The organism is Streptomyces sp. NPDC127129 (assembly GCF_042671585.1).
GTDB lineage: Bacteria > Actinomycetota > Actinomycetes > Streptomycetales > Streptomycetaceae > Streptomyces.
In genome coordinates this window covers 177,583-190,099 of record NZ_JBHXTV010000001.1, presented here as the reverse complement: position 1 = coordinate 190,099, position 12,517 = coordinate 177,583, and the positions used below count along the sequence as shown (strand labels likewise).

The window sequence follows — 12,517 nt, the reverse complement described above, 5'->3', positions numbered from 1 at the left end:
CGGTACTAGGCTCGGAGCGGTTTACGTGCGGGAATCGGCCAGGACACGTCCGTCGTGCCGGGTCTCAGGCCGCGTGAGGCGCCCGGTGCCCGGATTCCATGGGTTCGCGCTGCGCGGGTTCCTGCTCCGTACGCTCCCGCTCCATCCGATCCTGCATGTGACCGAAGAACTCCTCCGGCCGCGTCACACCGGCCGTCACCCGGATGAACTCGTCCTGGGCCGAGCGGCTCCGGGTCACGGCCAGGAGCATCTCCTGCATCTCGGGCGGCGGCGGTTCCATCGTCGCGAAGTCGGCCGTGAACTCGTACATGCTCATGACCTCGGAGTCCCTCGCCTCCTGGCAGGAACGCATGGCCTCCTCGAAACCCCGGCGGCCGGCGAACACGTCGTCGAGTGCTCCGGCGCAACGCTCCGCGTCCCGGAAGGCGTCCTGGATGCCCTGGGCGGTGATGGGATCCTTCAGGTACCCCGCGTCCCCGACGAGGATCCAGCCGGGTCCGTAGGGTTTCCGGAAGTAGTTGGGGATGGCGGTGCCGACGAACCTCTCGGTCCGCGTGGCCTTCGAGATCCGCTCGGCGAAGGCCGGCGCGCGGGCCAGCGTGGCGTGGTAGCTGCCTTCGATGTCACCGCGGTTGGCCTCGAAGTCGCGCATGGGCCAGGCGCAGATGACCATCGTCAGGTCGTCGTTGGTGGGCCAGGCCGCGAAGGCCCGGTCCTCGCGGTCGTACGCCTCGAACGTCGCGTCCATCGGCAGCCCGGACCAGTACGCGTAGTAGTAGGCGTTGATCTTCGGCTTCTCCGCGTAGCCCCCGGCGCCCGTCGCCTTCGCGACGGACGAGTGGAGTCCGTCGGCGCCCACGACGATCCGGGCATGGTCCGTGGAGGTCGTGCCGTCCTTGCCGTGACCCCTGATCCCGGTGACCGCCCCGCCGTCGAAGAGGATCTCCTCGACGGTGAACCCCTCCCGGACCTCGGCGCCCGACGCGGCGGCCGAGTCGACCAGGATCTTGTCCAGAACCGTGCGGCGCGGGGCGTACGAGACCTCGAAACCCTCACCGGCGGGGGATCCCGCGATGACGAACGGGCCCAGATCGAACGCATAGGTGTCGATGGCGGGGCAGCCCGTTCCGATCATGCGGTCCAGCAGCCCCCACCGTTCGAGCGCGGCCAGGCCGGGCGGATGGATCATGTGCGTGGAGATCGTGTCGCTCGGGAACGTCGCCCGGTCGACGAGGAGGACCCGGTGACCGAGACGCGCCAGGAGCATGGCGGTCGGCGCGCCCGCACACCGTGCGCCGACGACGATCACGTCGTGATCGTGGGTGGTGGCACCGGACGTGCCGGCCGTGCTGGTCATGGACCTCACCTGCCGATCGAGCACACCGCGGGGCGGGATCGTCCATGGGCAGACGCGGGTGTCTGTCGCTGCCGCGGTGCCTCACTTCCACGCTAGACCAGGCCGGCGCCCCGTTCCAGCAGTGTCAGAACGGCGTAGAGACAGGGCCGTGGGCCGTCACGAGCACGCCAGGACCGCTCGGCAGCGGGCGGGAGGGACTTCGTGCAGCTCTTCGCGATCGGTGTCTTCGTCGGCTTCACGATCGCCCAGGCCGGCACGGTCCTGCACCGGCGCGCCACACGGCAGTGGGGCACGCTCCACGGCGTCGGCGCACTGCTGACCGGAGTGAGCGCGGTCGTCGTCACGGCCACGAAGTTCCACGACGGCGCATGGCTGATCGTGGTCGCCCTGCCCGTGCTGGTCGGCCTGTTCGCGTGCGTCCACCGGGCGTACGGGAGGATCGGCGAGCGTCTCGGGGTCGGCCGGATCCCGCGGCCGCCGCACCGCGAGCGGTCCCTGGTCCTGGTACCCGTCTCCTCCCTGACCCGGCTCACCGGCGAGGCCCTGACCGCCGCCGTCTCCCTCGGCGACGAGGTCCGCGCGGTGACCGTCTGCCACCCGGACCCGGAGGACCGCGCGGCCACCGAGGCCCTGGTACGCGACTGGGCCCAGCGCGTACGTACGGAAGCTCACCGAGGCGGAGCCCGGCACCAGGGTCACGGTGCTGATCCCGGAGGCCGAGCCCGAGCACCTCTGGCAGCGGCTGCTCCAGAACCAGCGCGGCGCGGTCGTCGCGCATGCCGTGCGCCGGGACACCGACGCGGTGATCTGCCGGCTCAGGTTCCGCCTCGGCTAGCTCCCGCCGGACTCCGGTTCGTGGAGGGTGATCGCGCCGGAGGGGCAGACGCCGGCGGCCATCCGTGCGGCCGCCCGCTCGGCGGCGGGCGGCTCGGGGTACAGCAGGAGCACGAGGCCGTCGTCGTCCTGGTCGAAGACCTCGGGGGCGGTCATGGCGCACATCCCGGCGCCGATGCACCGCCCACGGTCCACGCTCAGGCGCGCCGTGCTCACTTCGCGTCCCAGGTGACCGGGAGGCTCTTCACACCGAAGATGTCCGCGGTCTCCGGGCGCAGGCCGACCTCTTCGGCCGGGACGGCCAGGCGCAGCGTGGGAAAGCGGTCCACCAGCGCGCGGAACGCGACCCGCATCTCGACGCGGGCCAGCTGCTGCCCCAGGCACTGGTGGATGCCGTGACTGAAGGCCAGATGCCCGGCGGCCTGCCTCCCGAGGTCGAGCACGTGGGGGTCGGCGAAGCGCTCGGGGTCGCGGTTGGCGGTGTTGTACGACAGGACGACCGTCGTGCCGGCCTCGATGGTCTGCCCGCCGACCTCGACGTCCTCCAGCGCCGTCCTCATGAAGGTCTTGGCGACGCTCAGGTACCGCAGCAGCTCCTCCACGGCCCCGTCGGTGAGCGCGGGGTCGGCGCGCAGCGCGTCGAGCTGCGCCGGGTGCCGCAGCAGTGCGAAGGTGCCCAGCGACAGCATGTTCGCGGTGGTGTCGAACCCGGCCGCCAGGAGGATCAGGCTGATCCCCTTCAGCTCCTCGTCGGTCAGGTCGCTGTCGGTGAGTTCGCTGAGCACGTCGTCGGTGGGGTGGGCGCGCTTGGCGGTCACCAGTCGCGCGAGGTACTCCTGGGTCGCGGTGTAGGCCGCGATCAGCTCCTCGTCGCTCACCTCGCCGCCCATGAACGTGTCGATCTGCTCCTGGAAGGACGCCCGGTCCTCGTACGGGACGCCCAGGATCTCGCAGATCACCATGGTGGGGATGGGCTTGGCGAACGCGGTCACCAGGTCCGCCGGCGGCCCGGTCCTCTCCATGGCGTCCAGGCAGTCGGTGGTGATCTGCTCGATGCGCTCGGTCAGCATCCGCATGCGCCGTACGGTGAACTTGCCCACCAGCGGCTTCCGGTAGCGGCTGTGCTGCGGCTCGTCCATGAGCAGGAACTCGCCGGGCGGCGCCGGAGGCAGCTCGAAGTCGACGACGTTCAGCAGCTCCTTGCGCGAGCTGAACCGGGGATCGGCCAGGACCGACCTGACCAGGTCGTACCCGGTGATCAGCCATCCGGGCTTCCCGCCGGGGTGGGTGTACCGGCTGATGGGTCCGTGTCCGCGGGCCTCGATCAGCTCCGCGGGCGGGTCGAAGGGGCAGCCGGCCGGCCGCTTCGTCGGCAGGGTCGCAACGGTGTGGAGGGACTCGCCCATGACCATTCCTCGTCTCGCGATATGACGTGTTTGAGGTTGTTGGAAAGCTACGTTGCATTCAAGGCGCGGTCAATCATCAAAGTGAGTATCTGCAGCTAGATACAGGCGAATTGATGCAATGATCTGTAGCCAAATGCAACGTCGCATTGCAATGAATCTGAGCGAAGGCAATGCGCGGGAGGGTGGTGGGCTTGAGCTCGGCCCGGCCGGCGGGCCGTTGCAGAGGTTCCCGCCGACGGCCGCCCTCGGGCCGGGGCCGTCCCCCTCGGTCACCCGATTGCCGTCCGCCGCAGAGCACTGGTCGCTCCGGTGCGGGGACTTCCGCCGCCCCGCGGTGCGCCACCGGCCCGGCGTCCTCGTTCTGCGGGGTCGGCCGAGGCTGCCTAGTGTCATCGAGTGGAGCACACAGACAGTGCCCGGCCGATCGACCCGGAGGTGCGCGATGCCGGAGCTGTTCATCGGAGGCACGTGGGCCGCCGCTGCCGACGGTCGCACGCGGGAGATCCGCTGCCCGGCGGACGGCACCCTGGTCGCGACCGTGGACGAGGCCGGTCCCAAGGACGCGGCAGCGGCCGTCGCCGCCGCCCGCGAGGCGTTCGACAGCGGGCCGTGGCCCGCAACGCCCGCCGCGGAGCGCGGACGGCTGCTGCTGCGCGTCGCCGATCTGCTGGAACGTGACAAGGCGGCCTTCGCCCGGGCCGAGTCCCTGGACACCGGCAAGCGGCTCGTCGAGTCCGAGTACGACATGGACGACATCGCGGCCTGCTTCCGCTACTTCGGCAATCTGACCGCGTCGGGCGGCGCCGACCGGATCGTCGCCACCGGCAACCCGGCGGCGGACAGCCGGGTGGTGCACGAACCGGTCGGGGTGTGCGCACTCATCACCCCATGGAACTATCCGCTGCTGCAGACCGCGTGGAAGGTCGCCCCGGCCCTCGGGGCGGGCAACACGTTCGTACTGAAGCCGAGCGAACTGACCCCGCACACCGCGATCCTGCTGATGCGGCTGCTGACCGAGGCGGGGCTGCCACCAGGGGTCGGAAACCTGATCCTGGGGACGGGCCCCGAGGCCGGCGCGCCGCTCACCGAGGACCCCCGCGTGGATCTGGTGTCGTTCACCGGCGGCCTGGCCACCGGCCGCCGGATCATGGCGGCGGCAGCGCCCACGGTGAAGAAGGTCGCCCTGGAGCTCGGCGGCAAGAACCCGAACATCGTCTTCGCGGACGCGGACTTCGAGGCGGCTGTCGACTACGCGCTGACGGCCGTCTTCCTGCACTCCGGGCAGGTCTGCTCGGCAGGTGCCCGGCTCCTCGTGGAGGACTCGCTGCACGACGCCTTCGTCGACGAGATCGTGGCGCGCGCGGGAGCCATCCCGATGGGCGGTCCGTTCGACGAGAACGCGCGGACGGGGCCGTTGATCTCGGCAGCACACCGCGACAAGGTGGAGGCGTACGTGGCCGCGGGCGTCGCCGAAGGTGCGGTGCTGCGCTGCGGCGGGGCGCGGCCGACGGCCCCAGAACTCGCCGACGGCTTCTACTATCCGCCGACCGTACTGGACGACTGCACGCCCGGGATGTCGGTGGTCCGTGACGAGTCGTTCGGCCCGGTGCTCACGGTCGAGCGGTTCGACGGCGAGGCCGAGGCCGTCGCCCTCGCCAACGACACCGTCTACGGCCTCGCGGGTGCGGTCTGGTCGCAGGACACCGGCCGCGCACACCGGGTGGCGTCCCGGCTCCGGGCGGGCACCGTGTGGATCAACGACTTCCACCCGTACGTGCCGCAGGCCGAGTGGGGCGGCATGAAGCAGTCCGGCTTCGGCCGTGAACTGGGGCCGGCGGGCCTCGCCGAGTACCAGGAGACCAAGCACATCTGGCGCAACCTCGCCCCCAAGCCGCAGAGGTGGTTCGAGTGACCGCAGAGCCGACAGGCCAGGATCGGCAGGACGCCGGCGAAGGCGCCCCGCACGACGACGACTCGCTGGCCGAGCTCGGCTACCGGCCCGAACTGAAGCGGACGCTGGGCAACTTCCACACGTTCGCCGCGGGGATCAGCTACATCTCGATCCTGACCGGTACCTTCCAGCTGTTCTACTTCGGAATCGCCTTCGGCGGCCCCGCGTACTGGTGGTCGTGGCCGATGGTGTTCGTGGGCCAGCTGATGGTGGCCCTGTGCTTCTGCGAGCTGGCGGCGCGGTATCCGGTCGCGGGCTCGGTCTACAACTGGGCGAAGAAGATGGGCGGCCCGCACGTGGGCTGGCTCGGCGGCTGGATGATGATGACGGCCACCATGGTGACCCTGTCGGCCGTGGCCCTCGCCTATCAGATCACGCTGCCGCAGATCGACCCCTGGTTCCAGTTCGTCGGGGACGGCAGCGGCGAGAACGACGCCGCGGCCAACGCGGTCCTGCTCGGCTCGGTGCTGATCCTCTTCTCCACGCTGGTCAACGCGTTCGGCGTACAGCTGATGGCACGGATCAACTCGGCGGGTGTCTTCATCGAGCTGATCGCCGCCGTGGCACTGATCATCTTCTTCGCCGCGCACATCACCCGTGGCCCCGGCACGGTCCTCACCGACACGTGGGGCCTGGGAGCCGGGGACACGCTCGGCTACTTCGGGGCGTTCCTGACGGCCTCACTCGCGTCGGCGTACGTGATGTACGGCTTCGACACGGCCTCCTCCCTGGGCGAGGAGTCTCACAACCCGAGCCGCAACGCGCCGCGCGCGATTCTGCGGGCGCTCATCGCGTCCTTCGTCATCGGTGGCCTCATCCTGCTGTTCGCGCTGATGGCGGTGCCGGATCTGCAGTCGGAGGAGCTGGCCACGGGCGGCCTGCAGTACGTGGTCCTCGAGACCCTGGGGTCGACGATCGGTGAGATCTTCCTGTGGTGCGTGGTCGTGGCGATCACGGTGTGCGTGCTGGCCGTCCAGGCCGCGGGCATCCGGCTGATGTTCGCGATGGCACGGGACAACAACCTGCCCGCCGGGTCGGCCCTCGCCCGGGTGAGCCCGCGCTTCCGGACTCCGGTGATCCCCGCCGTCGTGATCGGCGTGGTGGGTGTCGTCATCCTGGTCGTCAACATCAACCAGCCGCAGATCTTCTCGGTGATCACCAGCATCGCGATCATCATGATCTACGTGGCCTACCTGATGGTCACCACCCCGATGCTGATCCAGCGGCTGCGCGGGAAATGGCAGCCGCGCGAGGGGGCCTTCTCACTGGGCCGCTTCGGGCTGCCGATCAACATCCTGGCGGTGCTGTGGGGCGCCGCCATGTCCCTGAACCTGGCCTGGCCCCGCGCCGACGTCTACAACGCGACCGGGCCCCAGCACTGGTACCTGCGCTGGGGTGCGTTCCTGTTCGTCGGCATCGTGGCGCTCGGCGGCTTCGCCTACTACTGGTTCGTGCAGCGGCACCGTACGGGCGTGCTGGCCGAACACCGTGCCGACGTCCCCTGATCCACGCCCCTTCCCCCGCCCGGGGACATCCCGCACTGGAGAGACCATGCCCGCACAGCCCTCTGAGGCCGAGTTCGACTACGTGGTGGTCGGCGGCGGCACCGCCGGGGCCGTCGTCGCGGCCCGCCTGTCCGAGGACCACGGTGTCAGCGTCTGCCTGTTGGAGGCGGGCCCTTCCGACGAGGGTGACGAGAACATCCTGCGGCTGGACCGGTGGATGGCGCTGCTGGAGTCCGGATACGACTGGGACTACCCGGTGGAGCCGCAGGAGAACGGCAACAGCTTCATGCGTCACGCCCGCGCCAAGGTGCTCGGCGGCTGCTCGTCGCACAACTCGTGCATCGCCTTCTGGGCCCCGGCGGAGGACCTCGACGAGTGGGGCGCGATGGGGTGCTCGGGCTGGAGCGCGGCCGACTGCTTCCCGCTGTACCAGCGGCTGGAGACCAACGACGGCCCCGGCGACCACCACGGCCGCTCCGGTCCCGTGACCATCCGCTCGGTGCCGCCCCGAGACCCCTGCGGCCGGGCGCTGCTGGAGGCCTGTGCGGCCGCCGGCATTCCGACGGTGCCGTTCAACTCGAGCCGCACGGTGGTGCGCGGCGCGAACTGGTTCCAGATCAACTGCCGTGAAGACGGGACCCGTTCCTCCGCCTCGGTGTCGTATCTGCACCCCATCCTCGGCAAGCGGCCCCGCCTGGAGGTCCGCACCGGGGTCCAGGCGAGGCGGTTGCTCTTCGACGGCGCGCGCTGCGCGGGTGTGGAGTACCTGCAGCCGGACGCCGTGCATGTCGACTCCGTACGGGCGCGGCGCGAGGTGATCGTCTCCTGCGGGGCGATCGACTCGCCGAAGCTGCTCATGCTGTCGGGAATCGGGCCCGCCGCCCATCTGCGCGACAACGGCGTGGACGTACGGGTGGACGCCCCCGGCGTCGGCTCGCACCTCCAGGACCATCCCGAGGGGGTGATCATGTGGGAGGCGAAGCAGCCCATGGTCACCTCGTCCACGCAGTGGTGGGAGATCGGCATCTTCACGGACACCGAACCGGGCCTGGACCGGCCGGACCTGATGTTCCACTACGGGTCGGTCCCGTTCGACATGAACACCTACCGGCGCGGCTATCCGACCACCGACAACGCCTTCTGCCTCACGCCGAACGTCACCCGTGCCCGCTCGGAGGGCACGGTCCGGCTCCGCAGCCGTGACTTCCGGGACAAGCCGAAGGTCGACCCGCGCTACTTCACCCACGAGCACGACATCCGGGTGATGATCCACGGGTTGAGGCTGGCACGGGAGATCGCGGCGCAGGCACCGCTCGTCGGCTGGAAGGGGGCGGAGCTGGCGCCCGGACCGGACGCCACGACCGACGAGGAGCTGTTCTCCTACATCCGCCAGACGCACAACACGGTCTACCACCCGGCGGGCACCGTACGGATGGGTGCCGAGGGCGACTCCACCTCCCCCCTCGACCCGCAGCTGCGGGTCAAGGGCGTGCAAGGGCTACGGGTGGCGGACGCCTCGGTGATGCCGTTCCTGCCCGCGGTCAATCCGTGCATCACCACGATGATGATCGGCGAGAAGTGTTCGGACATGATCCGGGCAGGACGATGACCGACCGCAACCAGGTCGCGACGCAGGCCCTCACGTAGTGCCTTTCGTCGGTCGGGGCCATGTCGATGCATCCGACACGAATGAGACGGCCGTTCCGTGGTAGACGACTCCTCGGCCCTTCCGAAAGGGATGAGGACATGCTGGACGAATCACTGTCGATCGTGCCGGACGTCTCGATCGCGGCGGCCGTGGGGCGACGTGCGCTGCCCAGCCGGCTCTGCGCCGCCTTCACGCGATCGCTGGGCGCCCAGCGGGCGACGCTCTCGCTGCTGCCGCGCGTCGAGCACTGGCAGCTGCTGCACGCCACCGACGAACTCGCACTCCAGGCGGAGGCCGCCCAGTTCGCCCGGGCCGAGGGGCCCTCGGTCAGCGCCGCCCTGGAGATGCGGCCCGTTCACGTCCCCGACCTGCGCGAACGTCCGAGTGGCGCCGGACCCGGCCTGTCCGGCGAGTTCCCGGGCGCGCGGCACGTGCTGGCGCTTCCGTTGCACAGCGCGCACGCGCCGATCGGCGTGATCTGTCTGTACTTCACCGAGCCCGGCCGGGTGCCGGACGCCCACATCGCCGAGGCGCAGCGTGCGGCCGGGCTCGCGCTGGAGGCCCTGCTGCGCTGGCGGCCCGTGCACGCCGGCGCGGCCGTCCGGCGCCCGCTGTGGGCCACGGACACGCGCGCGGCACGCTGGGAACGGATCCATCGGGCAGCCGGCTACGTCGCCGCGCAGGAGGGCTGCGCCGCCTCCGAAGGCCTGGCCCGGCTCCAGGAGGTGAGTGCCCGGGACGGCCGGTCGCTCCTCGACGTGGCCGACGGCGTCCTGCAGCCGTCGCACGCAGTCCTCGAACCGTGCGATCCGGAGGCGCCGTTGGTCGCCCCCCGCTCGGAGATGTCCGAGATGTAGGACTATGAGCGATTGCTGTGCCTGATACGGGGTAGCAGACCGGTCACTTGCCACCTGGCCGTACCCGGCGGACGGATGCGCGGGTGGTCGACGAGAGGAGCGGCCGTGAACGAGTCCGTGGAAGACCTGCTCGACCGTGTCCAGGAGCGCGCAGGCTACGGCGAACGCCAACAGGCGGCCGGAGCGGTGCGGAGCGTCCTGGAGGTTCTGGGAGCGCATCTGGTCGGCGACGACCGAACCGACCTCGCCGCGCTCCTGCCCAGGCAGTGCGGCCCGCTGCTGATCGAGTCCGCCCCCGCCAGCGACCCGCTGACGCCGTCGGGCTTCGTCGGGGTCGTGGCCGACCGCGACGGCATCAGCGTGGCGGACGCCCGGCGCGCGGTGACGGCCGTGCTCGCGACCGTCGCCGACGTGGCCGACGACGCGCTGCTGCGACGCATCCTCACCCAACTGCCTCCGGGCCACGCCGGCCTGTTCGGCCGCACGGACCCCGTCTAGGACCGCCGCGACGCATGCCGGGGAGCCGTCACCGCACCAGGCGGCCGATCTCCTGCGGGTCGAGGCCGGTCAGCCGGGCGATGCGCGGCGCGGGGATGCCCGCGGTCAGCGCCCGGTGGACGAGTGCCTGCCAATCCTGCGTGGTCTCCCGGAACTGCAGGAGCTCGGTCTCCATGTCGGTGACCGACTGGGGCGCGCCCGCCTGGGCCACCCGCACCGCCTCGTCCTCGCTCAGGGGAATCGGCAGCCGTTCCGCGTCCTCGGGGATGAACGCCTCGGCGTCGAAGGGGAGGATCCTGACCTCCTCCGAGGACGCCGAGACGCCGTGAGCCTGCAGCCAGCCGTGGACCGCTGGGGTTCCGGAGCATTCCAGATCGCCGACGGCGGCCAGCGCCGTGCCGAGTCGAGGGTGTCGTTCGGGCAGGAGGAACAGGTACGCGTCATCGGCCATCGCGTGAAATCGCCTTCTCGCTAGTGCGTTCGCGGGCCCCGATGCCGGTAGGTGCCCGCCTCCTCGCAGGGTGTACCCCGTCAGACCTTCCGCCACCGCGCCTTCGACGCAGAAACGCCTGCATTCCACTTCTTCGGTACCAGGGGCATTGGCGGATGCGTCCACGGCCCACTTGCTGCCCGAGTCCTCGCCCACGGGCCGGGGCGTCGGCGGGAGCCCACCGCGTCCCCGGGCGACAGCGGCCGAGGACCGGAATCGACGCGCGATCGACGCGCCTGGCGTGGCCGGTCACATCGAAGGACGGTGATGGTGTGGCGGTGTTCCGCCGTCCCGTTCGCCCAAAGGAGCAGCCATGACCGAGCCGCTCGTACCCCCTCAGGAGACTCCGCCCGCGGAGGGTTCCACGTCTTCAGCCCATCAGGAGCGTGCCGACGGCGGCATGTGGGAGCACCCGATGGTGTGGGTCTCCGTCATCGTCGTCGGCGGCGCTCTGATCGCACTCTTCTTCGTCTTCCGGCTGGTCGGCCTCTGAGGCTTCGCAGAGCCGTCATTGCGCCGTAACGCCCGATCGTTGACCGGATCCATGGCGCTTGCGAGCATCGGGGCATGAGGTCGTCGAACTGTCCCCGGCACCGGTAGCCCCTCGGTTTCCCGGGGCCGCCGAACCGCCGTGCCGCCGTGTGACCGACCCCGGACCGAGGACCATCGATGCGACCAGCACTCATCGCGACGCCGGGCGGCAGACCTGCCGCCGATCAGCCCGACGGCGCGACCGCCGTGCTCCGGGCCGTACTGCAGGGGGGCCCGCTGGCGCGCACCGCGATCATCAGGGAGACGGGGCTCAGCGCGGCTGCCGTGTCGCGGCACGCGGCCGAACTGCTCGCGATGGGGCTGGTCTGGGAACCGCCCGAGCCTTCTCGGCGGCCCCGGCCGGGACGCCCCCGGATCCCGCTGGACATCCAGACCTCGCATCACGTCGCGGTGGGCGTGCACATCGCGGTACCGCGGCTCACGTTCTCGCTCACCGATCTGCGCGGCGGCGTCATCGCGCATGAGCGTGTGCCCAGGCAGCCGCAGCACGGCGCGGTCCTTCGCGACGTCGCCGCCCGGCTGCCCGGCTTTCTGCGCCGGCACGCCGGCGGGCGCTCCGTGCTCGGGCTGGGCGTGGTCACCGGCGGCTGGGTCGACCCGGAAGCCGGGGTCCTCGTCGAGAACTCCGCACTCGGCTGGCGTGACATCCCGCTGCGGCGCACGCTGCAACGGACGCTGGGGCTGCCGGTTCATGTGGAAGGCCATGCGCGGGCGCTGGCCCGCGCGGAACTGTTGTTCGGAACGGTCCGCGGCGGCGACCTGGTGCACCTGTTCGTGGGCAACGCCGTGGACGCGGCGATCGCCACCGGCGGCATCCTGCTGCAGGGCCGTCAGTACGGCGCCGGAGGCATCGCCCACCTGCCCGTTCCAGGTTCGACGGAGCCCTGCCCGTGCGGTCGTACCGGCTGCCTGCAGGCCACCGTCTCCGACCGCGCCGTCGCGCAGCGCGCTGTCGCGGCGGGCATCATCCCGCACCCCGACCTGCAACTGCTCGTACGCGCCGCTCGGGCGGGCGACGCCCGTGCGATGGACCTGTGCCGCGCCCGGCTGCGGCTCATCGCGCACGCGGTGCAGCCGCTGCTGGACCTGATCAGTCCGGACGCCCTGGTGCTGACCGAGTCCGCCACCATCCATCTCCCGCAGCTGCTGGACGAGTTGATCCACGAGCTGGAGAGCGACGGAGACCAGGTGCGTACCGGATCCTTCGGTACGGACACGCTCGCGGTGGCAGCCACCGCGCCGGTGCTCGCGGCCGTCTACCGGGACCCGTTGGGACTGCGCACCGCCGGCAGCGCCCGATGAGCGGGAACGGGCGTGCCCCAAGGGCGGCGGGGTTTCTTCCGTACCGCCACAAAACATTGTCCGTACCGGCACCGTGGCAGCAGACTCCACTCATGGACGCACAGCAGAGGGCCACGA

11 protein-coding genes and 1 pseudogene are annotated in these 12,517 nt (G+C 70.9%); 8 read left to right on the top strand and 4 right to left on the bottom strand.

Going from position 1 to position 12,517, the window contains the following annotated elements; genetic code table 11:
* Positions 1-64 precede the first annotated feature (64 nt).
* Positions 65-1,357, bottom strand: coding sequence for an NAD(P)/FAD-dependent oxidoreductase (locus ACFVGW_RS00800; protein ID WP_385850169.1), 1,293 nt, complete (start codon positions 1,355-1,357; stop codon positions 65-67).
* Between the two features lie 201 nt (positions 1,358-1,558).
* On the opposite strand from ACFVGW_RS00800, the pseudogene ACFVGW_RS00795 reads away from it, so the two are divergent.
* A pseudogene (locus ACFVGW_RS00795) lies at positions 1,559-2,192 on the top strand (amino acid permease); the annotation flags it as partial.
* On the opposite strand, the gene ACFVGW_RS00790 reads toward ACFVGW_RS00795, so the two are convergent.
* Both ACFVGW_RS00790 and ACFVGW_RS00785 read right to left on the bottom strand, forming a co-directional pair.
* Positions 2,189-2,407: a ferredoxin gene (locus ACFVGW_RS00790; RefSeq protein ID WP_385850168.1), complete on the bottom strand. Its 219-nt coding sequence runs from the start codon at positions 2,405-2,407 to the stop codon at positions 2,189-2,191. The pseudogene ACFVGW_RS00795 and the gene ACFVGW_RS00790 sit on opposite strands and share 4 nt — an antisense overlap.
* Positions 2,404-3,597, bottom strand: coding sequence for a cytochrome P450 (locus ACFVGW_RS00785; RefSeq protein WP_385850167.1), 1,194 nt, complete (start codon positions 3,595-3,597; stop codon positions 2,404-2,406). Before ACFVGW_RS00785 ends, ACFVGW_RS00790 begins: the two co-directional genes overlap by 4 nt.
* Positions 3,598-4,039: 442 nt before the next feature.
* Here ACFVGW_RS00785 and ACFVGW_RS00780 point away from each other — a divergent pair, with 442 nt between their 5' ends.
* The 5 genes from ACFVGW_RS00780 to ACFVGW_RS00760 all read left to right on the top strand — a co-directional run bounded on the left by ACFVGW_RS00780 (position 4,040) and on the right by ACFVGW_RS00760 (position 10,056).
* Complete coding sequence (locus ACFVGW_RS00780; RefSeq protein WP_385850166.1) at positions 4,040-5,509, top strand: aldehyde dehydrogenase family protein; 1,470 nt, start codon at positions 4,040-4,042, stop codon at positions 5,507-5,509.
* Positions 5,506-7,053 carry an APC family permease gene (locus ACFVGW_RS00775; RefSeq protein WP_385850165.1) on the top strand — a complete coding sequence of 516 codons (1,548 nt, stop codon included), beginning with the start codon at positions 5,506-5,508 and terminating at the stop codon, positions 7,051-7,053. Before ACFVGW_RS00780 ends, ACFVGW_RS00775 begins: the two co-directional genes overlap by 4 nt.
* Before the next feature lie 46 nt (positions 7,054-7,099).
* Positions 7,100-8,662: a GMC family oxidoreductase gene (locus ACFVGW_RS00770; RefSeq protein ID WP_385850164.1), complete on the top strand. Its 1,563-nt coding sequence runs from the start codon at positions 7,100-7,102 to the stop codon at positions 8,660-8,662.
* A gap of 137 nt (positions 8,663-8,799) precedes the next feature.
* Positions 8,800-9,558: a GAF domain-containing protein gene (locus ACFVGW_RS00765; RefSeq protein WP_385850163.1), complete on the top strand. Its 759-nt coding sequence runs from the start codon at positions 8,800-8,802 to the stop codon at positions 9,556-9,558.
* Between the two features lie 105 nt (positions 9,559-9,663).
* On the top strand, positions 9,664-10,056 hold the full coding sequence (locus ACFVGW_RS00760; RefSeq protein WP_385850162.1) for a DUF2267 domain-containing protein: 393 nt from the start codon (positions 9,664-9,666) through the stop codon (positions 10,054-10,056).
* A gap of 28 nt (positions 10,057-10,084) precedes the next feature.
* On the opposite strand, the gene ACFVGW_RS00755 is transcribed toward ACFVGW_RS00760, so the two are convergent.
* Positions 10,085-10,507: a DUF6003 family protein gene (locus ACFVGW_RS00755; RefSeq protein WP_385850161.1), complete on the bottom strand. Its 423-nt coding sequence runs from the start codon at positions 10,505-10,507 to the stop codon at positions 10,085-10,087.
* A 352-nt stretch (positions 10,508-10,859) separates the two neighbouring features.
* Between ACFVGW_RS00755 and ACFVGW_RS00750 the strand changes: the two genes are divergently transcribed.
* Positions 10,860-11,039, top strand: a complete 180-nt coding sequence (locus ACFVGW_RS00750) for a DUF6480 family protein (RefSeq protein ID WP_383220337.1) — start codon at positions 10,860-10,862, stop codon at positions 11,037-11,039.
* A 176-nt stretch (positions 11,040-11,215) separates the two neighbouring features.
* Positions 11,216-12,400: an ROK family transcriptional regulator gene (locus ACFVGW_RS00745; RefSeq protein ID WP_385850160.1), complete on the top strand. Its 1,185-nt coding sequence runs from the start codon at positions 11,216-11,218 to the stop codon at positions 12,398-12,400.
* Positions 12,401-12,517: the final 117 nt, after the last annotated feature.